The sequence below is a fragment of the Occallatibacter sp. genome (assembly GCF_036502485.1).
GTDB lineage: Bacteria > Acidobacteriota > Terriglobia > Terriglobales > Acidobacteriaceae > Telmatobacter.
Genome location: NZ_DASXYM010000043.1, coordinates 50,550 through 75,468, shown reverse-complemented (window position 1 = coordinate 75,468; position 24,919 = coordinate 50,550). Strand labels below are relative to the sequence as shown.

The 24,919-nt window shown below is 61.9% G+C and carries 22 protein-coding genes and 1 pseudogene; 12 read left to right on the top strand and 11 right to left on the bottom strand.

Annotated features, from left to right (window positions below; translation table 11 throughout):
• Positions 1–34: 34 nt before the first annotated feature.
• The 3 genes from VGL22_RS07025 to sixA all read left to right on the top strand — a co-directional run bounded on the left by VGL22_RS07025 (position 35) and on the right by sixA (position 2,350).
• Entirely contained in the window at positions 35–994 is a 960-nt protein-coding gene (locus VGL22_RS07025; RefSeq protein ID WP_465266192.1) for a hypothetical protein, read from the top strand.
• Complete coding sequence (locus VGL22_RS07020) at positions 991–1,704, top strand: class I SAM-dependent methyltransferase (RefSeq protein ID WP_465266191.1); 714 nt, start codon at positions 991–993, stop codon at positions 1,702–1,704. The genes VGL22_RS07025 and VGL22_RS07020 overlap by 4 nt, the downstream gene beginning before the upstream one ends.
• 112 nt (positions 1,705–1,816) lie before the next feature.
• Entirely contained in the window at positions 1,817–2,350 is a 534-nt protein-coding gene (gene sixA, locus VGL22_RS07015) for a phosphohistidine phosphatase SixA (RefSeq protein ID WP_465266190.1), read from the top strand.
• Here sixA and VGL22_RS07010 read toward each other — a convergent pair.
• Positions 2,302–3,891: a Ppx/GppA phosphatase family protein gene (locus VGL22_RS07010; RefSeq protein WP_465266189.1), complete on the bottom strand. Its 1,590-nt coding sequence runs from the start codon at positions 3,889–3,891 to the stop codon at positions 2,302–2,304. The two genes, sixA and VGL22_RS07010, sit on opposite strands and share 49 nt — an antisense overlap.
• A gap of 442 nt (positions 3,892–4,333) precedes the next feature.
• On the opposite strand from VGL22_RS07010, the gene VGL22_RS07005 reads away from it, so the two are divergent.
• Entirely contained in the window at positions 4,334–6,319 is a 1,986-nt protein-coding gene (locus VGL22_RS07005) for an ArnT family glycosyltransferase (RefSeq protein ID WP_465266188.1), read from the top strand.
• Positions 6,320–6,598: 279 nt separating this feature from the next.
• Here VGL22_RS07005 and VGL22_RS07000 read toward each other — a convergent pair whose 3' ends face one another.
• Both VGL22_RS07000 and VGL22_RS06995 read right to left on the bottom strand, forming a co-directional pair.
• A complete protein-coding gene (locus tag VGL22_RS07000; RefSeq protein WP_465266187.1) occupies positions 6,599–6,988 on the bottom strand; it encodes a hypothetical protein in 390 nt (129 codons plus the stop codon).
• A 396-nt stretch (positions 6,989–7,384) separates the two neighbouring features.
• Positions 7,385–8,998, bottom strand: coding sequence for an ankyrin repeat domain-containing protein (locus tag VGL22_RS06995; protein WP_465266186.1), 1,614 nt, complete (start codon positions 8,996–8,998; stop codon positions 7,385–7,387).
• 192 nt (positions 8,999–9,190) lie between these two features.
• Between VGL22_RS06995 and VGL22_RS06990 the strand changes: the two genes are divergently transcribed.
• Positions 9,191–9,841: a hypothetical protein gene (locus tag VGL22_RS06990; protein ID WP_465266185.1), complete on the top strand. Its 651-nt coding sequence runs from the start codon at positions 9,191–9,193 to the stop codon at positions 9,839–9,841.
• A 138-nt stretch (positions 9,842–9,979) separates the two neighbouring features.
• Positions 9,980–10,345, top strand: coding sequence for an STAS domain-containing protein (locus VGL22_RS06985; protein ID WP_465266184.1), 366 nt, complete (start codon positions 9,980–9,982; stop codon positions 10,343–10,345).
• Positions 10,346–10,348: 3 nt separating this feature from the next.
• Here the strand turns inward: VGL22_RS06985 and VGL22_RS06980 are convergent, their stop codons facing one another.
• Positions 10,349–10,576 (bottom strand): hypothetical protein, encoded by a 228-nt coding sequence (locus VGL22_RS06980; RefSeq protein ID WP_465266183.1) that lies wholly within the window; start codon positions 10,574–10,576, stop codon positions 10,349–10,351.
• Between the two features lie 53 nt (positions 10,577–10,629).
• Here VGL22_RS06980 and VGL22_RS06975 point away from each other — a divergent pair, with 53 nt between their 5' ends.
• The 3 genes from VGL22_RS06975 (at position 10,630) to VGL22_RS06965 (ending at position 15,155) form a co-directional block, all read left to right on the top strand.
• On the top strand, positions 10,630–11,991 hold the full coding sequence (locus VGL22_RS06975) for an MATE family efflux transporter (RefSeq protein WP_465266182.1): 1,362 nt from the start codon (positions 10,630–10,632) through the stop codon (positions 11,989–11,991).
• Positions 11,992–12,272: 281 nt separating this feature from the next.
• Positions 12,273–14,114, top strand: coding sequence for a 2-oxoacid:acceptor oxidoreductase subunit alpha (locus VGL22_RS06970; RefSeq protein WP_465266181.1), 1,842 nt, complete (start codon positions 12,273–12,275; stop codon positions 14,112–14,114).
• Between the two features lie 3 nt (positions 14,115–14,117).
• Entirely contained in the window at positions 14,118–15,155 is a 1,038-nt protein-coding gene (locus VGL22_RS06965; protein ID WP_465266180.1) for a 2-oxoacid:ferredoxin oxidoreductase subunit beta, read from the top strand.
• A gap of 98 nt (positions 15,156–15,253) precedes the next feature.
• Here VGL22_RS06965 and VGL22_RS06960 read toward each other — a convergent pair whose 3' ends face one another.
• The 5 genes from VGL22_RS06960 to VGL22_RS06940 form a co-directional block, all read right to left on the bottom strand.
• The gene (locus tag VGL22_RS06960) at positions 15,254–15,682 is read right to left on the bottom strand and encodes a GlcG/HbpS family heme-binding protein (protein WP_465266179.1); all 429 of its coding nucleotides are present in this window, start codon (positions 15,680–15,682) and stop codon (positions 15,254–15,256) included.
• A 158-nt stretch (positions 15,683–15,840) separates the two neighbouring features.
• The gene (locus tag VGL22_RS06955) at positions 15,841–16,755 is read right to left on the bottom strand and encodes a tetratricopeptide repeat protein (protein ID WP_465266178.1); all 915 of its coding nucleotides are present in this window, start codon (positions 16,753–16,755) and stop codon (positions 15,841–15,843) included.
• Positions 16,756–16,913: 158 nt separating this feature from the next.
• Positions 16,914–17,651 carry a peptidoglycan-associated lipoprotein Pal gene (pal, locus tag VGL22_RS06950; protein ID WP_465266177.1) on the bottom strand — a complete coding sequence of 246 codons (738 nt, stop codon included), beginning with the start codon at positions 17,649–17,651 and terminating at the stop codon, positions 16,914–16,916.
• Between the two features lie 373 nt (positions 17,652–18,024).
• Positions 18,025–19,260, bottom strand: a complete 1,236-nt coding sequence (locus tag VGL22_RS06945; RefSeq protein ID WP_465266176.1) for an RNA polymerase sigma factor — start codon at positions 19,258–19,260, stop codon at positions 18,025–18,027.
• A gap of 79 nt (positions 19,261–19,339) precedes the next feature.
• On the bottom strand, positions 19,340–19,738 hold the full coding sequence (locus VGL22_RS06940; protein ID WP_465266175.1) for a YciI family protein: 399 nt from the start codon (positions 19,736–19,738) through the stop codon (positions 19,340–19,342).
• Positions 19,739–19,941: 203 nt separating this feature from the next.
• Between VGL22_RS06940 and nrdR the strand changes: the two genes are divergently transcribed.
• From nrdR to VGL22_RS06925, 3 genes are all read left to right on the top strand, one after another.
• Entirely contained in the window at positions 19,942–20,418 is a 477-nt protein-coding gene (nrdR, locus tag VGL22_RS06935; protein WP_465266174.1) for a transcriptional regulator NrdR, read from the top strand.
• A gap of 49 nt (positions 20,419–20,467) precedes the next feature.
• Positions 20,468–20,959, top strand: coding sequence for a hypothetical protein (locus VGL22_RS06930; RefSeq protein ID WP_465266173.1), 492 nt, complete (start codon positions 20,468–20,470; stop codon positions 20,957–20,959).
• Positions 20,960–21,325: 366 nt separating this feature from the next.
• Positions 21,326–22,339: an isocitrate/isopropylmalate dehydrogenase family protein gene (locus VGL22_RS06925; protein WP_465266172.1), complete on the top strand. Its 1,014-nt coding sequence runs from the start codon at positions 21,326–21,328 to the stop codon at positions 22,337–22,339.
• A 247-nt stretch (positions 22,340–22,586) separates the two neighbouring features.
• Here the strand turns inward: VGL22_RS06925 and VGL22_RS06920 are convergent.
• Positions 22,587–23,506: pseudogene (locus VGL22_RS06920) on the bottom strand (IS110 family RNA-guided transposase); the annotation flags it as partial.
• 315 nt (positions 23,507–23,821) lie between these two features.
• The gene (locus tag VGL22_RS06915; RefSeq protein ID WP_465266171.1) at positions 23,822–24,850 is read right to left on the bottom strand and encodes a hypothetical protein; all 1,029 of its coding nucleotides are present in this window, start codon (positions 24,848–24,850) and stop codon (positions 23,822–23,824) included.
• Positions 24,851–24,919: the final 69 nt, after the last annotated feature.

Genomic DNA, 24,919 nt, shown 5'->3' with positions numbered 1-24,919 from the left:
AGGACAGCTCAGAGCTGCTTCTAAAATGGAGACAGTGGCATTGATTCCCCTCAATCCGCCGGCTCCGCAGTCGCTTCTCCATCCATTCGCCCGGTGCACTGTGTGGCGTGGCCCTGCCGTCCTCAAACTCTGGCATCTGACCAGCCTGGATGCTCCCACCGTAGCGGTGGTGTGGGCCTGCGCGTTTGCGTGGGCTGCCCGGGTGCGGGTAGCCCCGGCAATGTTGGCGGTGCTGGCACTGGTGGTGTGGGCAATTTACGTCTTTGACCGCCTGCTGGACGCAAGGGCGGGGCGGGATGACCCGGGCCGGCACATTCTGCAGGAGCGCCATTGGTTTCATTGGCGTCACCGGCGGGCGATGTCGGCGCTGGCGGGAGCGGCAGCAATCGTGGCAGGGTGCATGGTGGAACAGCGGCTTGCTATGCCGGCTCTGCGGCGCGACTCGCTGATGGGCCTGGCCACCCTGGCGTACTTCTCGGGAGTGCATGGCAGAGGGCTGCGGTCTGGCTGGATCGCACGGGTGATGCATTGGCTGGGGCGTGTTGTCTCGCGCGAAGTGGTGGTGGGCGTGATTTTCAGCGCCGGATGCATGTTGCCGGTGTTGCCGTCAGCGGGCTCGGGTGTTGTGCACATCGCTTTGCGCATGGCGGCGCCCGCTTTGACGTTTGCGGGGTTGGCCTGGCTGAATCTGGCCGCCATTGGGCGTTGGGAGGCATGGGCAGCCGGGTCGCTCAGGGACACAGGTGTGGCTCGCCTGGGGTTGCGCATGGCTAGGATATGCGCGCTTTGTGGGCTGGCGGCCGCCATTGTTGACTTGCGGGTTGCGATGCTTCTGGCTGCGGCTGCGTTGAGTGCGTTGATGCTGGCCGGCCTCGACGCGAGGCGCGAGCGGATGGATGCGGTGACATTGCGGGCAGCCGCAGACTTGATGCTGCTGACGCCGGTTTTGCTGACCCCCATCGTGCTGGCGATGGCATTGGATTCGCTTCGGTGATCGAGAGCGCAAAGGGCGAATTCGCTTGCGGCACGGCAGACCGGCCTGATCCCGAGCCGAATTTTGACGGGCTGGCAGCGGTCTATCGCTGGATGGAGTGGCTCAGCTTTGGGCCGTTTCTGGGGCGGGCGCGTTGCGTGTTTCTCCCCTCGATGATTGGAGCGCGGCGAGCGCTGGTGCTGGGCGATGGCGACGGGCGCTTCACCCAGGCGCTGCTGCGCACGAATCCAGCCGTTGCCGTGGATGCCGTGGACGTGAGCCGGGGTATGCTGCAGTCTCTGCTGCGCGCGGCTGGAGCCGATGCTGGGCGGGTTCGGGTCAAGGTGCAGAATGCTGCAACCTGGACGCCCGATCCGGCGGCTGACTACGACATCGTGGCGACCCACTTCTTCCTCGACTGTCTGAGGAACGAGGACGTGCTGGCGCTGGCGGAGCGGGTGCGGCCCTCTCTGGCGCCGCAGGCGCAATGGGTGGTGTCAGAGTTTGCCGTGCCGGCCAACTCGTTTGGCCGGTGGGTCGCACGCCCCGTGGTGCAGTCCCTCTACTGGGCGTTCCGAGTAATGACCGGGCTCAACATGCAACGGCTGCCCAACTGGCAGGCAGCTCTGCGTTCGGCCGGCTTTGCTCTGGTTGAAGAGCGGCAATGGCTGCATGGGCTGCTTACCAGCCAGTTGTGGAAGGTCACCGCGGCTGCTGAAGAATCGGCCTAAGCAGAACGTGTGGCGTAATTTAGCTCTTTAGCCATGGTAGGTTACAATCGTGTTAATATGTCTCCCTGATAAGTAAAGGGGGAGCATTCCGAATCCCCACGGAAAACTAACTATGAACGTCTATCTTATGCGGCATGCCAATGCGGGACTGCGTCGCGGCAATCCGTTGCTCGATGCCAAGCGGGGACTGATCAAAGAAGGAAAAGATCAGTGCATGCTGATGGCGCGCGTGCTCAGCGCCTTGAAGGTATCGATCGACGCCATAGTCTCTAGCCCGCTGAAGCGCGCGTTGCAGACCGCCCAGTTTGTAGGCACCGAGCTTGGCTTTGATGCAAAGGTCGAGATGAGCCCCGCCCTCCTCCCCGAGGCAGGGTACCCGGCATTCCAGGATCTGCTGGCGAAATATGAAGCGCAGGGCCGCGAAGGCCTGCTGGTGGTGGGGCACAACCCCACCATGTTCCAGTTTCTCGGCAAGATGATCACGGGCAACGGTCCCGCGGCGATCAGGATGCGGAAGGCGTCGATCGCGCGCGTCGACATGGATCATCATCCGCCGCGAATGCAGTGGTTAATTGACCCGCGGACCGCGCGGCAGATCTATGCCAGCGTGGGGAAGAGCTCGCGTCCGAAGACCTCGCGAAAATAATCGGCCTCTTTGCGCAGAGACCACAACTCCAGCTCCGCGCTCGTGCGTCCGGGCTTGACGTCGACATAAACACGTTTGGGATAGACGCGCGCCACCACGCGAACCACATCGCTGGCTCGATCCTGGTTGAGGGCCACGGCCAGGCGCAGCAGCACTACCGCCCTCGTGACGTTCTTATGTTCTTCTGGCGGGATGTTGCGCATGGCGCGATCAGAAGGCTGGGGCCGGCTCTTGCCCAGGTAGCGGGCGATTGCGGAGACGATGGTGCGCTGCACCGGCGTGTAGCCGTACATTTCAGAGCTGGAGATGATGTACTGCGTGTGGCGATGATGGCCCTGATGGTTGATGAATTTGCCGGTGTCGCGCAGCACGGCCGCGGCGGCCAGCCAGTTTTCATATTCGTCGGGGAGTTTGTGCAAGCCGCGCAACTCGCGAAAGAGCTGAACAGCGTGCTCGCGTACGGGGTCTGGCGATCGTACCTCGACACCGTAACGGCGGGCGGTGGCGAGAACGGATTCCCAGCGTTCCTTTTCAAACTCGCGATGACCGCTGGCGCGGGTATCGGTTTCCGCCAGCATCTGGGCCAGCGGTCCGTCGCGCAATCCGAAGGGCGAGTAGCGGAAGCCGGGCAGGGAAAAGCTTTCCAGTATCTCTGAGAACACGTGTGCGCCGGCGATGATGATTTCCGCGCGACGTGGGCCGATGCCGGGAATGGCCTCGCGATCCGGCAGCGGCAACTTCTCCATACGCGCGGCGAGCTTGCGTACCAGAGCCGTGGGCGCGATACCTGCGGCCACTCCCGCGCGCGCGATGGCCTGAGCCATGCCGCGGCCCTGCTTGCCCACCATTTTGCGTGCCGGCCTGGCTTGCGTGGCCAATGCGGCGCAGGCGTCGGCCAGCGCAGCGGCGGTGCCGGAGGTGGCAATCACGTGGTCGATATCGTCGGCGTGAATGCGGCGGTGCGCGCGGCGTAGCTCGCGGGCAATAAGCTGGCGCATCTGGCGGAGGCCTTCGGCGGCAGGGGGATCGGCGCAGAGGAACTCCTGGCTCAGGCGCACGGCGCCCAGAGGGAGGCTGATGGTCTCCCGGATGCGCTTGTGATCGCTCAGCGTGATCTCGCAACTGCCGCCGCCCAGGTCGATGAGCAGCACCCGGCCATGCGCGGCGGTTTCGCCGGCCATCACACCGTGATGAATGAGCCGGCCTTCTTCCAGACCGGAGATGATTTCGAGATTCCAGCCGGTTTCCGCCTTGATCCACCCCTGAAAGGCGGCTGCGTTGCGGGCATCGCGCATGGCGCTGGTGGCCACAATTCGAAGCCGGTCCACGGCATGGGTCTGCACCGCGCGCTGAAATCGCTTGAGTGCGCGCAGCGTGGCGGCCATGGCTTCCGGTGAGACCAGTCCTGACTCGAAGACGCTGGCGCCGAGGCGCGTGACCTCGCGGTCTTCATGAAGGGTTTTTAGACGGTGGGCGACGACGCGGGCAATTTTAAGACGGCAGGAGTTGGAACCTACATCGATAGCGGCAAAGACAGGCATGCGGCCGGATGCTCCTCACGAAGCTCTTATCAGGTCAACATACACGACAGGGCGCTCACCTGACGTCGTGTGCCGCGAACCATCCGAGTACGTGTGCCTCGTAACCAGCGGGGTCAGCGGAGGAGGCCCCGCAGTGATCGGCGTTGGCTGGCTCCCAGAGGGCAACGGCCGGATTGCTCCGATTGATCTCCTCGGAGTGGTTGCTACGACGCCGATGAGCACGCAGAGGAACAGCCACATCGAAACGATCGCGACCAGAAGCGCGGCGATGCTGCGGCGGATCCGCATGGCGCCTGATACGCGATAAGGAGCGGCTGCGTTCCAGGATCAACGTACCATTCCGTTTCACGCAGTTTTCATGCTGCCGCGGCGCTGAGCGTCTTTTACTGCGAAACGGCGTCCCACGCGGCTGATATCCTGATACATGCTGGAAACCGGAAGAATGAATAGAGTTTCTGATACGCAAATGCGTGCGAGTATCGGCAATTCCCCCGTTGCCGCATGGGTCCTGCTGGCTCTTATCTTCCTTTCTGTTCAGTTTGCCTCTCTGTTTACGCCGCCCCTGCTTGATGATGTGGATGCTTCACATGCGCAGGCCGCGCAGCACATGGCCGAGACCGGAAACCTGGTCACGCTCTATGTGAACGGTGTGCGCTACCTCGAGAAGCCTCCGCTGCCCTACTGGCTGGCCGCGGGCTTCTTCAAGGTCTTTGGGCAGAACGTGTTTGCAGCACATCTCTCGAACGCGATTGCGGTTCTGGGCTGCGCGTGGCTGGCATGGTTGTGGGCAGGCCGCGCGTGGGGCAAGCGCGCCGGCTACTATGCTGCTCTGGGCGTACTCACGTCCATCGGAATTTTTCTCTTCACGCGATTTTCAATTCCCGAGGCGCTGCTGTCATTCCTGTTGATGTTTGCGCTGTACAGCTTCATCAGAGGATTTGAGAGCCATCGGCCGATGCGCTTCTACGGCATGTGGGCTGCGCTGGCGCTGGCCACACTGACCAAGGGCCTGATTGCGCCGGTGTTCTTTGTGGCCGCGGCCGTGCCGCTCTTGCTGATGAGCGGACTGTGGCGGCGCTGGCGCGATCTGAAGCCGTTCACGGGCGCGCTGTTGTTCCTCCTCATCGCCGCCCCGTGGCATGTGCTCGCAGGCCTAGCCAACCCGGATCAGGGACACCCCGTGGGCAATCACCCCGCCCCCGGCAATGTGCACGGCTTCTGGTACTTCTACTTCCTCAATGAGCACGTGTTCCGCTTTCTGGGCACGCGGTTTCCGCATGACTACAACCGCATGCCGGTCATCTGGTACTGGCTCGCACACCTGGTATGGCTGTTTCCGTGGAGCCTGTTTCTCCCGGCACTCGTCGTCGTGGCTTGGCGCACGCGCCACAACTGGATGCAGCATCTGCGCCGCGATGCAGGCCAGACGGTTGACTTCTACCTCGATTATGCAGCCCGCGAAGACGTGGCCAGCTATGTCGCGAGGCTGAAGTTCCGGGTGCGCACGGCGTGGCTCCTCGGCATCTACTCGGCTTTTATACTGCTGTTTTTCTCGCTTTCAACCAACCAGGAGTACTACACCTTTCCCGCGTGGCCGGCGCTGCTGATCCTGATCGCAGGCATCGCATCTGAAACCGAAAAGCAGCGCGGAGCCGCCGATGGCAAGCCGCTGCTGAGCACCCGCTGGCTCACCGGCGCGCAGACGGTATTTGCCCTAGCGGGCGTGGCAGCTGCGGCGGGGCTGGCGTGGGGATTGTGGGAATCGCGCAGTCTGCCCTTTGTGCCCGACATCGGCACACTGCTGGCGCATCGCGACGTGGGCAACTACACGCTGTCCATGTCGCACTTTTTCGATCTCACAGGACCGTCGTTCGCGGCGCTACGCCTGCCGGCTGTGCTTGCCGCAGTGACGCTGCTGGTGGGCCCAGCCGTGAGCTTGATCCTGCGGCTCCGGCGCAATCATGTGGCCGCGACCACCGCCTTGGCCGTCACGAGCGCCGTCTTCCTTGTCGCTGCCCATCTCGCGTTTGCCCGCTTCGATCCCATGCTGAGCTCAAAGCAGGTTGCGGATGTGATTGAGGCAAAGGGCACGCCCGCGGACTCCTTCATTATTTACGGCGATCAATCCGACGCATCCTCTGTGGTGTTCTACACGCATGATTTCCTGCACAAGCCCGCCTACGTGGTGATGCCGCCGTGCTCGCCGCAGGGTGAGGGCTCTTCGCTGGTGTGGGGATCGTGCTGGCCCGACGCGCCAAAGATCTTCCTTGATGATACGCAAGTCCTGCAGATGTGGGGCACGGGCGAGCGGAAGTGGATCTTCGCGCAGGATGCAAACCAGCCCAAGGTTGAGCAGCTGCTTCAAGGCAAGCTCTATCCGGTGAAGACCATCGCGGACAAGGAATTGTGGACGGACCGGCCTTTCTAGCGATCCTCAATCCGGCATCCAGTCGGAAGCTATACAGCCACAATCGACTGAAAGTGTTGGGTAGGCATGAAGTGTCAGGGCACGGCTTAAAGTCGTGCCCTGACACAAAGCGGTGTCCAGAACTCCTTCAGATTCATGGGGAGACAGAATGCTCGGAAATTCTTGTACTGATTCTGTGCTATGGGTGCTCGCATGAATCGTGTTGAACAGGTTTGGTTCAGCCGAGATTTCCCAATAGGCGGTGATAGGACAGCAACGCAAGGATAGCCGCAAACGTGACTACAAGGCGCAAGTATTGTGGCCGAATGGGACCTCAACGCGCACCCAGCCTTCGGGGAGCTTTTGGGATTGCTGGTCCGATCCCACGTAAGCCGAGTACACCTCGGGCGTCAGTTCCTCGTAAATGACATTGAAGGAACTCGGCGGGGCGTGTCCCGGCCGCAGAATCTGCTTAGGACCGTGCAAAATGATCGTGTTGCCCTGATAAGAAACCAGCAATGGGGATTCAGTTCCCCCGTGAATGACGTCGGGCAGCTTGAAGTCATGTGATCGATCGTACGGTGCACAGAAGTCTCCAGACGCAGACAAGTAGACCTCGGCTGGCTTACGGAATAGCGACTGTCGCCGGACGTACGCGGTAGCTCCCGATGGAAGGTGAAGCGTGACCATTCCCGGCTCCAAATGAGCCGCTTCATTCAAGCCTCGCCAAACGAAATAAGCGAAACCTGCGGCTGCCGCCACTATGACGGTCAAGAGGATCACGATTATCCTGCTGCGCCTTCCCATAAGGATTACTCAGCCAGAGCTTACCAAAGCCTGTTGACTCACGAACGGTGGACCAAGAGGTCTTGGCCCTATCGTGGGCGATTGGGAAGTTTCGTACAGTTGTTCCCAAGAAGGCCGCTCGTTCCCTTACATTGAGACCTCTGTTCTGTGAGTGAATTGTGCTAATTTGTGCTAACGACCTGGGATTTGTGGACTTCTTGGCATTTGGGACATTGCAGAATCAGTAAGTTGCGTGTTTTCAATTGCTGTTTCAGTCGTGCCCTGACACGAAGCACCTGGCTAGAAATGTGTGGCGTGGCGGCGAATGAGTTCATCGGCCGCGGTGTAGCCGGTGGGCACTTCGATTCCTTCGGTCGAGGCGCCGGCGGCGAGGAGGGGCTCGATCCAATCGGGGCTGCGGCGGTTTTTCCAGTGGGAGCTGGTGCAGGCGCGGACGGCAAGCTGCAGGGCGGTGCAACTAGTGCCGTCGAGCGCATTCAAGGGAGTTCCGCGATCGATGAGGAGACGCATGGTGTCCGAATTGCCGTGCCAGGCAGCTACGTGGAGAGCAGTGGAGTTTCCGGGTGTGCCGAAGTACGCGTCTCCGGAATAGAGGGCATCGGGGGGCGCGCCGGCGTCCAGGAGGCAGCGAACGCCCTCTGTGTTGCCCACCGCGGCGAAGGCACCGAGCAGATCGCCGCGGTGCACGGCAAACCAGGAGCGCGCATCGGGGTCGGTCCGCAGCAACTCCTGGGCTCGCGAGAGGTCGCCGAGGGCGCATGCGGCGGCGAGAGCGTGAAAGCCGCGCAGTCCAGGATCAATGCCGCGCTCGGCCAGCAACCGGAGCACATCTCCACGGCCGCGGCGAGCCGCTAGCTGTGCGGCGTTGCTGCCGTCTTTCTTGTTGGGAAGGAGGGGGTCGGCGCCGCGATCGAGCAGAAGCTGGATGATCTGAATGCGGTTGTCACGCAAGACCGAATGCTGGAGCGCACTGGTTCCCCAGTGGGGGATGAAGTTGGGATTGCAGTCGTGGTCGAGCGCGAGCAGCATGCCGTCGTAGTCGTGCCAGTCGGCCTTGCGGGCGAGGATCCACGCCTTTCCTTTTTCATCGACTCTGCCGCTCTTGAGCAGGAGCTCGAGGACGGTGTTGTCGTAGCTCTCCGGCACGTGGTAAGGAGTTTCGCCGTCGTTGGGATCCGCGCCGCGATCGAGCAATAACTGCGTGACGCCCGCGTGATGCGCCGCGCCGGCGGCGCCGTAGAGGGCGGATTCCCAGACCTCAGGATCGCCGGTTCTCCACGGCTTTTCATACCAGCCGGTGTTGGGGTTGGCGCCGGCGTCGAGAAGTGCCTGGGCAGCGCGGCCGAAGGCATCGGAGCGTGATGCATCAAGGCGCAGATAGCGCGAGAAGCAAATGTGGCAGAGCGGGTCCCAGTTGTAGGGGCCGCCGGTTGTCGATGCGAGGGTGGGATCGCGGGCGAGAAAGGCGCGGACAGCGGCTTCGTCCGCAAGGGCGGCGGCGGTGTAGATGTTTGCGCCAGCAACCTGCGGATAGCGGGTGAGAATCGCGTTGGCTTCATCCAGCGCGCCCTCAGAGTGTGAGGAGCCGTCGCGCGGGACCAGCGCGGCGCGCAGGAAAGCATCAACGGGATCGGCGAGATCGGCGATGGCAGTTGCGATGCGCACGCGCCCGATCTCGGCGGCGAATTTCGGCCAGGTGTCGAAGCCATGCTCGCGGGCGAGGACCAGCTGCGCATCGGCAAGAGCCACGCGGCTCTCGGGAGGTTTGGGATGATGGAGGCGGAGGCGCGCCAGGGCGTCGCTGTCGTTGAGGCGGCAGGCGCGCGCGAGGTCTTTGGCCTGCTTTTTATACTGCTCGAGACTGGGGTGGGCGGGGAGTTGTTTTTCAGGCATACGAAGCTCCTTTCGATGTCGCCCCTGGGTCCGCATGCTTGGGCGGGAAAGAAGATTCGCTGTGTTGACTTGCTATAAGGTGGGCACGGCCCTTTCCGCGGACTGGATGCGCCCTTCGCGCTGAGCCCTCACGGTAGCGCAGGGGGCGCGTCCAAGTCAACGGATGGCCGGATGCTTGAGGCGGGAGATGCGATGACGGTTGTGGTACGGTTTCGGGTGCGGCTTCAGGCAATCTTATTGGGGTGCCTTGTGGCGGCAGGCCGGGTGGCGCTTGCGCCGCCGCAGTTTGCGCCGCCGCTGCGCGAACCGCTGCGGGCGCTGCTTGCGGATGGGGGGGAGGAAGCCAGGCGCGGCACGTATCTCTTCTATAGACAGAAATACAGGGACAAGCACAAGCGGGATGTGGAGCTGCACGGGTCAGTGTACGGAGTGTTGCGCGATGTGCGCGTGAACGGGTGCGAGGTGGAGGCTCGGGTGGAGATAGACGATCTCTATTCCGGCACCATCGAGGGTGCGCCCACGGGAAACATGCAGGACAAGACGGAGTATGCGATCCGCTTCCGGTTGACGCGGGAGATTGCGGCGGCCCTGGATGTAATGGATGGGCGGCCCAGGCAGCTTGGCCGCGCCATGCATACCGAGTGCGAACAGAACGCTGCGTGCAGCTTCACATGGCTGCGGGTGCGATCGGCCCAGTCGAGCTTGCATGAGCAGATTGTGCTGAACAATTCCATCACTTTCGATGGACTGGCGAAGGAGATTCTGGCGCCGGTCAGCTCGCGGGAGGCGGCGAACGGGCTGATTCGCGATCTGCAGAGGCTGGCCGCGGCGGGTTGCGAATAGGAGGCTTGCGGGCGCGTCCGCAGCGTCTGCATATAACCGAAAAATCTATTCCGAAATGCTCTTAAAGAGCGGTAGAGTTCATAACACCGGGATTGGATCGAGCCCGGAGGCACGTTCTGAGCGCGAAGGAGAGCACTTATGGACCTGAAGATGCGCACGCGGGAAGTGAAGGGCGTGATGCTGATTGACCTCACTGGCCGTTTGACGATGGGGGAGGCATGTGCGGGCATCCGGGATGAGATTCGCGATGCTCTGGGGCAGGGATCGCGCAAGATCCTGCTGAACCTGGGGGGAGTCAGCTATATCGACAGCGCCGGGCTGGGCGAGCTTACGGCGGCTTATACATCGGTGAAGAACCGTGAAGGGCAGTTGAAGCTACTCAATCTGACCAAGCGCGTTCATGACCTGATGCAAATTACGAAGCTGTACACGGTGTTTGACGTGTACGACGACGAGAACAAGGCTGTGGCTGCGTTCGAATCGCCGGCGATGGCTGCGAGCTAGGCGTTACTTTTGAGATCGATGACGGGGCTGTTCCGGATGGGTGTGACGCAGGGTCTTCATGAGTGCGTCGTAATCCACCGATTGGCCCTCTTCGCTCGCCATGGGCGAGGTGGATGTGAGTTCCACCAGCCACTCTCGAAATGCGTCGTTGAGGGTTCTCCCCTGGGCGCGTGCGATGGCTCGCGCGGTGTCGATCTGTTCTGCGTCGGCCGAGAGGGTGATGCGCTTCATTCCTAGAGTGTGACTCACTTTTGTGCCCGGTGTGTCCCCTGTAGAGTTAAAAAGTGACGCAGGCGACAGCACAGGCCGAGTGGAGAAGGGAACTGCGCGCCATGACGGCGCTGGCGGTTCCCGTGGTGCTGAGCGAACTGGGATGGATGCTGCAGGGCATTGTGGACACCATCATGGTGGGCCGGCTTGGGCCGGAGGCCATTGGTGCGGTGGCGGTGGGCAATGCCGTTTATTATGTGCCTTCGCTGTTCGGGATTGGGCTGCTGCTGGGGCTGGACACGCTGGTGTCACATGCCTACGGGCGCAATGATCACGACGCCTGCCATCACTGGCTGGCGCAGGGCGTATATCTGGTCTGCATTGTGAGCCCGCCGCTGATGCTGCTGCTGTCCGCGGCCAGCCTGGTGTTCAGGCATGTAGGGATTGATCCCGCGGTGGCCGGGCCGGCGGGCGATTATCTGCGGGTGCTGATCTGGGGCACACTGCCGCTGCTGCTGTACGGGGCGGCAAGGCGGTATCTGCAGGGGGTTGGGCAGGTGAGGGTGGTTACGGTCACCTTTGTGATGGCGAACCTGCTGAACTGGTTCGGCAACTGGGTGCTGATTTATGGACGGTTGGGTGCGCCGGCGATGGGGGTGCGCGGGTCGGCTCTGTCGACGGTGATCGCCCGTGTCGGCATGGCGGCGGCGCTGATCGGTTTTGCGTGGCGGTATGAGCGCAGCCGGGGGCATCCGCTGTTTGCGGGCTGGGCAAAGCCAAGCCTGCTGAAGATCAAGCAGATGGTGCGGCTGGGGGCCCCGGCGGCGGGTCAGATTGTGGCGGAGGTGGGGGCGTGGAATCTGGCAACATTTTCGGCAGGGTTCCTGACGCCTGTGGAACTGGCTACGCACACAATCGCGCTGAGCTATGCCAGCCTCACGTATATGGTTCCGCTGGGGGTGAGTGCGGCGGCGGCTGTGGGCGTGGGCCACGCGATCGGCGCAGGGAACGCGCCGAGGGCAAGGCGGGCCGGATGGATGGCGCTGGGGCTGGGAACGGGCTTCATGTTTCTGGCGGGGGTGGTGCTGTTCGCGGTGCCGCGGCCGCTGATTGCGGTGTATACCACCGATCCGCGGGTGATGGCGGTGGGCCCGACTCTGCTGCTGATTGCGGCGGCGTTCCAGATATTTGATGGGATCCAGACGGTGTCAACCGGCGCTCTGCGGGGGCTGGGCGAGACGCGTGTTCCGATGATTGCGAACTTGATCGGATACTGGGCGATCGGGCTGCCACTGGGATTTGTGCTGTGTTTCTGGATGAAGCGCGGGGTGTTCGGGCTGTGGATCGGGTTGACGGTCGCGCTGGTGGTGATCTCTACCAGCCTGCTGCACCGGTGGAGCAAGGCGAGCCGGATGGCGTCGGGTCACGGTTTGTAGTTCGCACTGTCGCGGTAATTTGCGGTACGTTATCTTACAATGTGAACTGCGAGGTCTTAAGCCTTTTGGTGCCGGTCACGACGATGCAGGTTTCAAGTGACTATAATCACAAAGGAGCTTACGGGATTCCTGAGCCAAAGTGTTCTCCTGGGTTTTAAGCCAGGTCGCCGCAGCCCGGTGGTGGCGTCGATTTGAGTGTTTCGGTTTCAGGAACCATCAGCTCAGGTAGGTGCGTAAGCGTACCTCCGCAACGAATTCTATCGGAAGGGAATCCCGGCCAAATGGCGACTGGAGACCTGGTCCTGGGTCAAGAACAGGGCCGCACAGACGCGCGCCAGCGCGTAGTCAACGATTTCAGCATCAACGTAGCAACGGTGAACGGGTCCGGCTCGCAATCCGCCAATAGCGTCCTGCTGAAGAGCATCTTCGGAATGGGAGTTCCTGTAAGCGGCAAGAACCTCTTCCCGTCGAACATTGCCGGACTTCCCACCTGGTATACGATCCGCGCCAGCAAAGACGGGTATGTGGCGCGCAAGCGCGACACCGAGATCCTGGTGGCATTGAACGCTGAGACGGCGAAGGACGACATCCTTGGTCTGCCGGCGGGAGCGGTGGCGATCTACGAGGAGAACCTCAACTTGAGGCAGTATCGCGACGACGTGATCTGCTATCCGGTTCCGTTCGACAAGATCACGGCCGCGGTGTGCACTGAGGCCAAGTTGCGCAAGCTGGTCAAGAACATGGTGTATGTGGGAGTTGTGGCGCAACTGCTGTCGATTGACATTGGGATCGTCGAGGGGGCCGTCAAGAAGCAGTTCGCCAAGAAGCAGAAGGTGTTCGATCTCAATTTTGGCGCGGTGAAGGCCGGGCGGGATTTCGCGGCTGAGAAGCTGGTGAAGCAGGATCCTTTCGTGATCGAGCACATGAACCAGACCGCGGGGAAGATCATCATTGACGGCAACGCGGCGTGCGGCATGGGCGCGGTGTTCGCGGGTGTCACGGTGATTGCGTGGTATCCCATCACGCCGTCTACTTCGCTGGTGGAAGCGGCGACGGACCTGCTGAAGAAGTATCGCGTGAACGAGGATGGCAAGGCGACGTTTGCGGTGGTGCAGGCTGAAGACGAACTGGCGGCAATCGGCATGGTGCTGGGCGCGGGCTGGGCGGGCGCACGGTCAATGACGTCGACTTCGGGCCCGGGCATTTCGCTGATGGCGGAGTTCACGGGCCTGGGCTACTACGCCGAGATTCCTGGCGTGATCTTCGACGTACAGCGCACAGGTCCCTCGACGGGCATGCCGACGCGCACGCAGCAGGGCGATGTGCTGTCGACGGCGTTTCTCTCGCACGGCGATACCAAGCACATTCTGCTGTTCCCGGGCTCGGTGATGGAGTGCTTTGAGATGGGCGGCGAGGCATTCGACCTGGCGGAGCGGCTGCAGACGCCGATTTTTGTGCTGACCGATCTGGACCTGGGCATGAACAACTGGATGAGCGATCAGTTCGCCTATCCGGAGAAGCCTCTGGATCGCGGCAAGGTTCTTAGCAAGGAAGACCTGGAGAAGGCGGGCGGATTCGCGCGCTACAAGGATGTGGACGGCGATGCCGTCGGCTGGCGTACGCTGCCCGGAACGATGCACCCCAAGGCGGCGTACTTTACGCGCGGATCCGGTCATAACGCGAACGCCGGCTACACGGAGAAGCCCGACGAGTATCAATACATAGTCGATCGCCTGGTGCGGAAGTTTGAGAGCGCGCGCAAGCTGGTTCCGGCTCCGCAGATTGTGAAGAACGGCACGTCGAAGGTGGGTTTGATCGCTTACGGCAGCTCAAACTACGCGGTGCTCGAGAGCATGGACCAGATCAAGAACGAGTACAAGACGGATGTGGATTATCTGCGTGTGCGGGCTTATCCGTTTGCGCATGAGATCCACGATTTCGTGGCCTCGCACGAGCGCGTGTACGTGGTCGAGCAGAACCGCGATGCGCAGATGCAGAGCCTTCTGAAGCTGGATCTTCCCGCCGAGCAGGTAGTCAAGCTGCGGTCGATTTTGTACTACGGCGGCCTGCCGCTGGATGCGCGCAGCATCACGGAAGAGTTTGCCACGAAGGAGGGCCTCTAAATCATGGCCACAGCAACTCCCACACCTAAAGTCAATCGCATCGGTCTTCCCGTCATCGAGTATCGCGGCGGCAAGTCGACGTTGTGCGCCGGCTGCGGCCACAACGCCATCTCCGAGCGCATCATCGACGCCATGTACGAGATGGGCGTGGAGCCCGAACGGGTGATGAAGATGAGCGGCATCGGCTGCTCGTCGAAGAGCCCGGCATACTTCATGAGCCGCGCGCACAGCTTCAACAGTGTGCACGGTCGCATGCCCTCGGTCTCGACGGGCGCCATTCTCGCCAACCACACCATGACGACGATTGGCGTCTCCGGCGACGGCGACACGGCTTCGATCGGCATGGGCCAGTTTGTGCACCTTCTGCGCCGCAATCTGCCGATGATTTACATCATTGAGAACAACGGCGTGTATGGGCTGACGAAGGGCCAGTTCTCGGCGACGGCCGACCTGGGTTCGAAGCTGAAGACGGGCGTGATCAACGATCTGCCTCCGATCGACACCTGCGCTCTGGCCATCCAGCTTGGCGCTACCTTTGTGGGGCGTTCTTTCAGCGGCGACAAGAAGCAGTTGCTGGCGATGCTGAAGGCGGCGATTGCGCACAAGGGCACGGTGATGCTGGACGTGATCAGCCCCTGCGTGACGTTCAACGATCACGAGGGTTCAACGAAGAGCTACAAGTTCATGCAGGATCACGATGAGCCGGTGGCCGAGATTGGCTTTGTGGCCAGCTTTGAAGACATCGAGGTTGATTACGACTCCGGCCAGGTGTACGACGTGGAGATGCACGACGGATCAAGTCTCCGGCTTCGCAAGTTGAAGGATGACTACGACCCGACGGACAAGGCCAACGCTGTGCGCACGCTGATGGAGGCGCAGGCGAGTCAGGAAGTGCTGACCGGCGTGTTCTACATCGACACGCAGAAGCCCTCGTTCATGGATCTGCTGAATGTGGTGGACGAGCCACTGGGGCAGCTTTCGGAATCGGTAACACGGCCGCCGAAGTCTGCTCTGGAGCAGTTGATGGCGAGCCTGCAGTAGTAGAGCAGGAAGCAGGGAATGGGGAGTAGAACAAAAAGCCCCGCAGCGATGCGGGTGCAGTGATGCGGGGCTTTGTTTCGCTGTGTGCTGGTCAGGGCTTAGTTGAATGCTGCCGCGGCGGTTTCTGCGACTGCGTGGTCGTTCTCCCCCGAACTGCCGCTGACGCCGACGGCACCTACGACTTCACCATTGCGCTTGAGCGGAATGCCGCCGGCGAAGATCATGATGCGGCCGTGATTGGAAACATGAATGCCGAAGAACTGATCGCCGCTCTGCGAATTTGCGGCGAGATCTTTGGTGGTGATGTCGAATGCGCGCGACGTGAACGCCTTGTTCATGGAGATGTCGATGCTGCCGATCCACGCACCTTCCATGCGCTCGAAGGCGACGAGGTTAGCGCCCGCGTCGACCACGGCAATGTTCATGGGCACGCCGATTTCCTCGGCCTTCGTTTGGCCGGCGCGAATGACCGCGCGCGCCTGTTCGAGCGAGACGCCGAGTACTTTGCTTGAGTTTTGCTGATTCATTCATCCTCCCGATTCAACCGGTTCAATCCGCGCCAGGCCGGGAAGGGGCGCAAGGGGTGGACTGAACTCCACTGGAGGATAAACTGCGCGGGCGAGGGGCGGCATGAAAACTTGGAGGGGCAGGCGGCGGGGATTCGGCCTGCGGATTTGATAAGGGTCTAGCGGGGCGCAGGCGCGGAGGCCGTGATGCGGACGCCCATGCCGTTCAGCTTGGTGCGGGCCTGTGCGGCCTCAGGAGTCTGGGGGTGCTTGCGGATGAGAGAGCGCAGCTCTTCAATGCCGGGATTGCGCTTGTTCATGGCGAGCAGCGACAGTCCCTTGTGGAGCTGCGCCGCGGGCGCCTTGCTGCTGGTGGGGAAGCTCTCGAGAACGGAGTTATAGGCCTTGACCGCGTTGTTGTAGTCCTGCTGGCGATAGGCGATTTCACCGAGGTAGAACTGCGCCTGTCCGGCGAGGTCATCGTTTGGATAGTACTGGATGATGTCCTGAAACTCGCCTTGGGCGACGTTGTATTTGGCGCTGTTAAAGTCGCGCACGCCAGCCTGGAACGTGTCCTGCAAAGGCGGCGCCATGTTTGCCGTCTGGCCGCCGCCTGGGCTCGGCGAACCTTGCGGTCCCGGAGCCTGGCCGGGACCTCCCTGAGGGGATTGACCGGCAGGAGGAGCCTGGGTGTTCTGCATCTGGGTCTGCAATGCATTCAGTGATTCCTGCAGCTTGTTGGCGCGGGATTTGAGCTCATCCATCGAATCATTGAGCGATTGCACCTGCCCGGAAGCGGAATCGACTTTTCCACCCAGCGCTTCATTCTGCGCGGCGATCTTCTGCTGCAGGTCGCTGACGGCTGCGGACATGCGGTTGGTGCTGTCGGCCGTCTGCTCCACCAGGTGCTGGATGACGCCGAAGCGCGTATCCATGGTGGATTGCAGCCGCTGCATCATGTCGAGCAACTGTTGCACCTGCGTCTGGAGCTCCACAATCTCTTTGGAAACGGCGTGAGCACGCGCCGGAGCGAGCAGCACGATGGTGGCGAGAAGGGCGGCGGCGAGGAGACGGGGACTGCGTAGGTTCTTCATGAGATCACCTGTTGAAGCTGACGGCCCGGGGTGGATACTGGCTGCCAGTTGCGGCGACAGAGGCGGGCATAACCCAAGAATACAGGGTCCACGCCCGCGGAAACGGGCGTGGACCATCAGGCATTCCGACAGCCGGGTGGATTGCCGGGGACCCCGCTTTAGCGGTCGAGCGTGAAGCCAGCGCGGCGGTTTTGCTGCCAGCACTCTTCGGTGGAGTCGCTGCAGAAGGGCTTCTCCTTGCCGTAGCTGATGACGCGCAGGCGGGTCGCGGCCACGCCGGCGTTGACCAGGGCGTTGCGGGCGGCTTCGGCACGGTTCTGGCCGAGGGCGAGGTTGTACTCATTGGAGCCTCGCTCGTCGCAGTAGCCGCCGACGACCACCTTCACGTTGGGATGGCTGTTCAGGTAGGCCGCATCCTGCGAAAGGATGCTCTGCGCATCGCCGCGAATGTCGGCGGTGTCGTAGTCGAAGAAGATGTCGTGCACGTTGGCGCGGAATTCTTCTTCTTCGCTCATGGTGTTGCTGGGGACCGCCACGGCGGGCTTCTGCTCCACGGTGACGCGGGCTGTGGCGTCTGCGGTGCCGCCCTCACCGCGGGCCACCAGGTGATAGCTGGTGGAGGTGGCGGGCGTAACGGTCTTCACGCCGGAGGTAGGCACGTCGCCGATGCCGTCGATGGTGACGGTGGTGGCGTCCGTGGTTTTCCAGGTGAGCTGTACCTGATCACCGGCCGAGATGCTGGAGGGCGTGGCGGTGAGCTGTGCGGTGGGTGCCGGGGCCGCTGGGGGAGCCTCAGCGGGGGGCGGCAGCGGCTTCTCCTTTTTCTTACAACCGGCGACCGCAACCAGGGCGACGAGAAGCAAAACCGGAACAAAAATACGAGAAAGCTTTTTCAAAGTGCACTCTCCTTCGGCGAGATTGAGGCAGCAACTTTTTGGAACCGACCATGGTAGACCTGCTATGGGCGATGGGAGACCAACTACGGCGCCCTGTGGGCGCTGTGCCCCGCGCCATGAATCTGAGGTGGCGCTTTTTCAAGAACACGGCTCCCGTCTGGACGGGATAGGTGAACTCTGAAAATGCTCTAACCTCGGCGAGCAGGGGGCTGCGGCTCGCGCACCTGGACGATTCAGGAGCTGCATGCATTAAGGCTTGCGCCTGACCCATGAGACTAAATCAGAACGACAGTTCCATCATACCGCCCGGCGCCGGGAGGCTGTTGCACGAAATGGTGCATTCCCGCTGGTTTTGGCGCTTTCTCATGCCGCTTTAGTGTGCGGCGTCGCGGCGTCGCTGGAGGAAGTGGCGGACGGCGGGGTCGCGTTCGAGGCCGATGGCGCGCTGGTAGGCGAGATCGGCCTGGGCGGGCTGGCGGGCGCGGTTGAGGAGGTCAGCGCGGGCGGCCCAGTAGGGCTGGTAATCAAGCAGGCGAGTGTCGGCGGCGAGTTCATCGAGGGTGAGGAGGGCGGGGTGCGGGCCGTCCACTTCAGCGAGGGCGAGGGCGCGATTGAGGGCAACTACGGGCGAGCTGGTGAGGGCGAAGAGCGCGTTGTAGAGGGTGAGGATGGCGGGCCAGTTGGTGATGCCAGTGCGATGGCGCTCGACATGGGCCGACTGGATGGCAGCCTCGAGCTGAAAGCGGCCGATGCGGCCGAAGCGGCTGGCATGGAGGAGGGAGGCTTCGGCTTTGGAATTGAGGCTGGCGTCCCATAAGGAGGTGTTTTGCTGCTGCAGCGGAACGAATTCGCCGGAGGCGTTGCGGCGTGCGGCGCGGCGGGCCTCGGCGTAGAGCATGAGGGCGAGGAGGCCGAAGGCTTCGGGTTCGGAGGGCAGCAGATCGGCGACGATGTGGCCGAGGTAGATGGCTTCGCCGGCGAGTTCGCGGCGCGCGGGATCGGAACCGGCGGGGTCTTGCCATCCCTCGGAGAACGCGGTGTAGATGGCGTCGAGGACGGCCTCAAGGCGCTCCGGCATCTGCTCACGCTGGGGAATGTGGAAGGGGATTCCTGCCTGACGGATTTTGGTCTTGGCGCGAACCAGGCGCTGGCTCATTGCGGAAGGCGACATGAGGAAGGCGGAGGCGATTTGAGCGGCTTCAAGGCCGAGCACTACCTGGAGCATGAGCGGGGCGCGGATGGCGGCATGGATGGCGGGGTGGGCGCAGGCAAAAAGAAGGCCGAGGCGGCGATCGGGGAGGGGGGAGGTGGCGGCTTCGTCGAGCGACGCGGGGACGGTATCGAGTTCGTCCGACCCGGCCTCAGGGCGCTGTCGGCGGGTGAGGTCGATGAGCTTGCGGCGGGCGACGGTGAGCAGCCAGGCGTCGGGATTTTGCGGGCAGCCCTGGAGAGGCCAGCTCTGGAGGGCCGCGGCGAAGGCTTCGGAGAGGGCGTCTTCGGCTGCCGATACGCTGCCGCAGCGGGCTGCCAGCCACGCGATGAGCTTGCTGTAGCTGGTGCGGGCGACAGCTTCAGCGGTCTGGTGGGCGCGGGCGGTGTCGAGAGTCATAAGTCAGGTGGTCAAGTGGGTGGCGTCTGGTTGCGCAAGACGCCACCCGGAGGCGTGTTCTGGAGGATCAGGATGGCGACTATCGGCTGGCGACAGCTTCCTGGGGGACGGGCGCAGCGTTAGCTGTTCCGGCGGAGGCCCAGATGGCGCGGACTTCGACCGAACCATGGTCGACAGCTGGGCACTTCGAAGCCCAGGAGAGGGCTGCGTCGAGATCCGGGACATCGATGAGGAAGTAGCCGCCGAGTTCCTCCTTGGAATCGACGAATGGGCCATCGAGGACCTGCACCTTGTTGTTCGCAGCGTGGAGGGTGGTGGCGGTGGTGGCGGGACGCAGGCGATTGGATCCGGCCAGAACGCCGGCGGCCGCGAGCGACTCGCGATATGCCATGTAGGCCGCGACGCCCTGCTGCTGCTGCTCGGCAGACATGGCGCTCCATCTGGATTCGTCAGAGTAGAGCATGAGGAGATATTGCATGGGGAGAACCTCCGTGTTGGGATTGTAGGCGTTTGATGGCCTCAATTTCATGACGAAGCGGGGATCGGTCAATCGACATGCCGCCCGAGATCTTTCTGGGCGAAGGAGGATTGATCGGGGCTCGATGGCGCCAGATTGCATTCGCGGGGGCGCAAGCCTCTCATTCCGCAAACGCTAGTCGATGCCCTAGAATCGATCTCGGCATGAAATGTCCCTACTGCGGGTTTGCGCAGGATCGAGTGGTCGATTCACGCGAGAGCAAAGAGGCGGACTCGATCCGTCGGCGGCGGGAGTGCGAGCGCTGCAACCGACGCTTCACGACCTATGAACGGATTGATGAGATTCCTTACATGGTGGTGAAAAAGGATGGGCGGCGCGAGCGCTTCGACCGGCAGAAGATTCTAAGCGGGTTGCTCCGGGCTTGCGAGAAGCGGCCGGTGTCGTCGAGCCAGTTGGAGAAGGTGGTGGATGGGACCGAGCAGTTTGTGATGGATGCGCAGGAGCGGGAGCGGTCGACGCGCGAGATTGGCGAGCTGATTATGGATCACCTCAAGGGGCTGGATACGGTGGCGTATATCCGGTTCGCCAGCGTGTACCGGGACTTCAAGGATGTGCGGGAGTTCAAGGAAGAGCTGGAAGGGTTGCTGGAGGGGAATCGGGCGGGGAAGGCCAAGAAGTAGTGCATCTGTTCCAGCCATCGACTGGGTTTCAGAAACAGGAAGACCAAATATGCAAACTCCTGATCTGTATAGCGGTCGCTGTTCTTGCCATCACCGCAGATGCCCAGCAGACGGCGAAGACAGCGGCACGAATATTGACGGCACGTACAAGCTCGTCACGCGCGTGAATGCGGACGGCACCGAACTGCGGTCCCCAACCGTCGAGGGGATCTATACGCTACGCCGCGGACACGGGAGCTTGAATATCTTTTGGAAAAAGAACAGCGCCACTCTCGCGTCGCAAGCGATGATCTTCAAGTATTCCGTGACCGCCGACGAGTACTGCGAGTGGATCGTGTACAGGGTGAGGAATAACGTTGACGCGCCGGGTAACAACACAGACGCGCCACAGGTAGCCAATCACTGTACGCGAGTCAGGGTTGATAAGGGCGAGCTTGTTTTCGCGGAGCCAGGAGAAGGCGTCGTCACGAGCTTCGATGAAACAGGCTTCAAGGCTACGATCGCGGGCGAATTGACCGACTACTGGGTGAAGATTGGCTGACGCTGGAAATCTATTCTTTCACGCCTCATCGAAAGAATCCGGGCAGAAGACCAAGAAGTAAAAGACGATGAGCATCAATCGAAAGAGAATCGCAGCTGAGTACTGAGGCGCATGGTTCAATTGTCTAAAGATGCCAGCATGCTCCCCGCGCGGAATGGAGTCGAATTGAGCCCGACCTCAAGGATGCATTTGCCGCATGCCTAATCCGCAGCGGAGTTGCTCAGCGCTTGATTGCGTTTGGCGGCACGAAGCCCGATCTGCAACCCATCCAGCGCCCCAGACCTGAGCCTGATTTTGATCCCGACGCCGACCCTTCCTCCAAGAAGCTTTAGGCTAGTAGCTAGGAGCTAGCAGCTAGAAGCCACTATGTCCGAGACCAAAACCCACAAAGTCACCCTCATCCCCGGCGACGGCATCGGCCCCGAGGTCACGCAGGCTGTCGTGCGCATTCTTGAAGCTACCGGCGTCAAATTCGATTGGGAGCAGTTCGCCGCCGGCGCTGAAGCCTTCGAAATCTTCGGCGAATACATTCCGCAGGCGCTCTGCGACTCGATTGAACGCAACAAGGTGGCGCTCAAGGGGCCTGTCACCACCCCCATAGGCGGCGGCTTCAAGAGCATCAACGTCACGCTGCGCAAGAAGTTCGACCTCTTCGCAAACTTCCGGCCCATCAAGCTGCTGCCGGGGCTCACATCCCATTGGCCCGGCGTCGATCTCATCATCGTCCGCGAAAACACCGAGGGCGAATACGTCGGCCTGGAGCACGAGGTGGTGCCGGGCGTGGTCGAGTCGATCAAGGTGATCACGGAGAAGGGATCGACGCGCATTGCGCGGTTTGCGTTCGACTATGCGCGCAAGCACCGGCGCAAGAAGATTCATTCAATTCACAAGGCGAACATAATGAAGCTCTCCGATGGACTGTTTTTGCGCTGTGCGCGCAAAGTGGCGGAGGAGTTCCATGATGTGCAGTACGGCGAGCACATCATCGATAACACTTGCATGCAACTGGTGATGAATCCGTATCAGTACGACACGCTGCTGCTGGAGAATCTCTACGGCGATATTGTGAGCGACCTTTGTGCGGCGTTTGTGGGCGGGCTGGGGCTGGTGCCGGGAGCGAATCTGGGACACGACTGCGCCATCTTCGAGGCAGTTCATGGATCGGCGCCGGATATTGCGGGGAAGGATATTGCCAATCCGACGGCGCTGCTGCAGTCGGCGATTCTGATGCTGCGTCATCTGGATGAAGAGGCCGCGGCGGACAGGATTCAGAAGGCTCTGGAGACGGTGTATGAAGAGCGCAAGTGCCTGACGCGGGATGTGGGCGGGACGTGTGGAACGACGACGTTTGCGAATGCGGTGTTGCAGGCAATGGGGTGATCTTCGTCCGGCAGGTGAGAAGCAGGTTCCCTGTGCGGGAATGACAGACAGAAAAGAAGAAGCAAGTGCAAAGCAAATGCAAGTGCAATCTCGGGTCCTTTGCTTCGCTCAGCGACTGTCTGGATTGTCAAGGGGCGGGTTGATGGAAAAGCGGAAAACGAGAGTGCCGTTTCCGCTTTCCCACAACCACGGCTACGGCTGCTGTGAGGTTGGTGTTCGTTAAACCATGGCTGCTGCCTGTTGGGTGGGCTCGCAGGCGGGAAGCTTTTGGCGGCGGACCTGGCGGGCTCTGGTCCGCGACGGTGATGCGCACTCCTTTTGGAGGTTTTCCGGCCGCGCGGAGGTGCTGCTGGAAGGCGATGAAGTCGGGCTCGTGGCGAGCCACGACGCTGCCGGCCAGGAACAGGATGCCGCGCACCGCGGCACGGCCTCGGCGCACCGAGCGCTTGCCCTGGTGCTTGCCCGAGTCGTTGGCCAGCGGGGCCAGTCCGGCCAGCTTGGAGATGGTTTTGTTCGACAGCGTGCCGATCTCCGGCATCTCAGCCATGATGCGCGCTACTGTGCGGTCCGCCACGCCTTTGATGGTGCGGAAGGCCTGATTGTTGAGCTCGCGCCACAGGGGGTCGGCTTCGATGAGTGTGGCGATGGCCTGTTCCAGTTCCTCGATTTGCTCAGCCAGGAAGGCGAGCTCTTGCTGAAGCCCTTGCGTACAGCGTGGTTGGTGACCAGACGCTGACGGTTCTTCTGGACGGTGCGCGCCTCGGTGAGCTGGCGCAGGCGCGTAACGCGGGCGCGCAGCTCGAGCTGGGTTTGTGGGGCCAGGCATGCTGGCCGGGAGTTCCTGGTTGCGGCGTACCAGGCGATCATGCCGGCGTCGATGGCATCGGTCTTCTCCAGCCAGCCCATACTCTGGGCGAACTGGCGCACCGCGCGAGGGTTGAGTACGGCTACCGGCAGGCCGTGCTCGGACAACTTTGCAAAGGCTTGCTGCTCATAGCCGCCGGTCGCTTCCATGGCAACCAGTTCCACAGGATGAGGTGCACAGAACGCGGCCAGAGCGGCAATGCCCTCTGCGGTGTTGGGGAAGGTTGCGGCGGCGCCATCCTCTCCGATGCGCGCGGCCAGAGACGATGATGCGATATCCACTCCACCAATGATCCGTGTCACGGTAACCTGCCTTGTATGTGCGACTGAAGTGTCTTGCGACTGTTCGGTCGTGCGTGACTTGGGCAGCGGCCCCTGGGCTGAGCGTCGGTCGCTAAGACCGCAGCATGAACGGGAGCCGTTCGCCCGCGCGGGAGCCGATGTCTCGGCTCCCCCACTACGACAGTCTCATCGAAACTGCCGCTTATTCAGAGATACAAGGATGACAAAGGGTGGCGGAGTGCGGGAGCGACAGAAGGAAACGCAATGCAAAGTGCTAACGAAAACGCCGGAGCTGATGGCTCCGGCGTTTTTGTGGAGTCTGCAGAGGTGCGTGGTTTAGTAGGAAAGTACGCAGCCGCCGGTCTGGCTGTTGAAGGCGTTGCTCCACAGCGACTGGACGGGGAAAGCGCTGCCGTTGGGGAAGGTGACCCTCGCGGAGGCGCCCTGGCCGGAGGAGATCCATGCGCATTTGTCGCCGTTTTCCTCGCCGCTGGAGTCGAGCCAGCCGCCATTCGGGAACTGGTCGGTTTCGCTTTCGGCCATCTCATGGCCGCCCACGATGGTGATTCCGGCATTGGGGCCGAGGCCGTTGAAATTGGCGCCGCAGCTTGCGCCCGCGTCAGTCATATAGGGAAGGTTGGTATAGGCAATGTTGCCGTAGGACGAACTGGTTGAGCTGTGCCAGGCGCAATACTGCGAGCCGAACCCGGAGGGCGTCACTCCGTGCGGTGAGGCGATCACGTATTGAATGCTCTGATTGCTGGAGGCGGAGGTGTTGCCGAAGTGCGAAGCCGCGCGTGTGGCCTCCGCGGCAATCTGCGACTGGCTGGGGCGCCGGGGCGCGGTGGTCGAGGTATCAGACCAAACGCCTGCGAGCATTCCGGATGGGTTTCCTGCGTGGGTGCCGCTGGTGCAGAAGTAGGTTCCGCTGCTGACTCCCTGGCAGTACTGGGTGACGCTGTTATTCCAGGAACTGCCACCCACCCCCGTGTAGAAGTTTTGGAGGATCTGGGATTCTCCGCTGGGATCCTTGCCAGTCCACTGCGAGCCCCACAGAACGAGGTAGACCTTGGGCGCGGTCTCCACGCCGACGCCGCCCACCCCACCGTGGTAGTAGAGCTGGTTTGTGGTGCTGGCGGCGCCAGAAGCACCGGCACGCGGATTCAAGCGGCGGTAAGTTTCCATCGCGTCCACGGTCGGGTGGAGGGTGACGGGGCGCTGACCAGGTTCGAGGATTACGGATCCGCCTGGGGGGACCATGGGTCGTAGCTGCGGGGCCTGAGCATCGAGGACGGCGACGGGAGTCGCGATGAAGCAGCCAAGAAGAGGCAGAACAACCCTCGACGCAAATAGAGACTTACTCATTCGGAAGACCTCCTGATGTGTCTTGCTTTCGTTTAGAGAGATTGCTCGCGCCGGGCTGTCCATGGGGGG

Excerpts from the sequence above, each read along its gene's own strand:
- sixA (WP_465266190.1), top strand. The coding sequence starts at position 1,817 with ATGAACGTCTATCTTATGCGGCATGCCAATGCGGGACTGCGTCGCGGC.
- VGL22_RS07010 (WP_465266189.1), bottom strand. The coding sequence starts at position 3,891 with ATGCCTGTCTTTGCCGCTATCGATGTAGGTTCCAACTCCTGCCGTCTT.
- VGL22_RS07005 (WP_465266188.1), top strand. The coding sequence starts at position 4,334 with ATGAATAGAGTTTCTGATACGCAAATGCGTGCGAGTATCGGCAATTCC.
- VGL22_RS07000 (WP_465266187.1), bottom strand. The coding sequence starts at position 6,988 with ATGGTCACGCTTCACCTTCCATCGGGAGCTACCGCGTACGTCCGGCGA.
- VGL22_RS06995 (WP_465266186.1), bottom strand. The coding sequence starts at position 8,998 with ATGCCTGAAAAACAACTCCCCGCCCACCCCAGTCTCGAGCAGTATAAA.
- VGL22_RS06990 (WP_465266185.1), top strand. The coding sequence starts at position 9,191 with ATGACGGTTGTGGTACGGTTTCGGGTGCGGCTTCAGGCAATCTTATTG.
- VGL22_RS06985 (WP_465266184.1), top strand. The coding sequence starts at position 9,980 with ATGGACCTGAAGATGCGCACGCGGGAAGTGAAGGGCGTGATGCTGATT.
- VGL22_RS06980 (WP_465266183.1), bottom strand. The coding sequence starts at position 10,576 with ATGAAGCGCATCACCCTCTCGGCCGACGCAGAACAGATCGACACCGCG.
- VGL22_RS06970 (WP_465266181.1), top strand. The coding sequence starts at position 12,273 with ATGGCGACTGGAGACCTGGTCCTGGGTCAAGAACAGGGCCGCACAGAC.
- VGL22_RS06965 (WP_465266180.1), top strand. The coding sequence starts at position 14,118 with ATGGCCACAGCAACTCCCACACCTAAAGTCAATCGCATCGGTCTTCCC.
- VGL22_RS06960 (WP_465266179.1), bottom strand. The coding sequence starts at position 15,682 with ATGAATCAGCAAAACTCAAGCAAAGTACTCGGCGTCTCGCTCGAACAG.
- VGL22_RS06955 (WP_465266178.1), bottom strand. The coding sequence starts at position 16,755 with ATGAAGAACCTACGCAGTCCCCGTCTCCTCGCCGCCGCCCTTCTCGCC.
- VGL22_RS06945 (WP_465266176.1), bottom strand. The coding sequence starts at position 19,260 with ATGACTCTCGACACCGCCCGCGCCCACCAGACCGCTGAAGCTGTCGCC.
- VGL22_RS06940 (WP_465266175.1), bottom strand. The coding sequence starts at position 19,738 with ATGCAATATCTCCTCATGCTCTACTCTGACGAATCCAGATGGAGCGCC.
- nrdR (WP_465266174.1), top strand. The coding sequence starts at position 19,942 with ATGAAATGTCCCTACTGCGGGTTTGCGCAGGATCGAGTGGTCGATTCA.
- VGL22_RS06930 (WP_465266173.1), top strand. The coding sequence starts at position 20,468 with ATGCAAACTCCTGATCTGTATAGCGGTCGCTGTTCTTGCCATCACCGC.
- VGL22_RS06925 (WP_465266172.1), top strand. The coding sequence starts at position 21,326 with ATGTCCGAGACCAAAACCCACAAAGTCACCCTCATCCCCGGCGACGGC.
- VGL22_RS06915 (WP_465266171.1), bottom strand. The coding sequence starts at position 24,850 with ATGAGTAAGTCTCTATTTGCGTCGAGGGTTGTTCTGCCTCTTCTTGGC.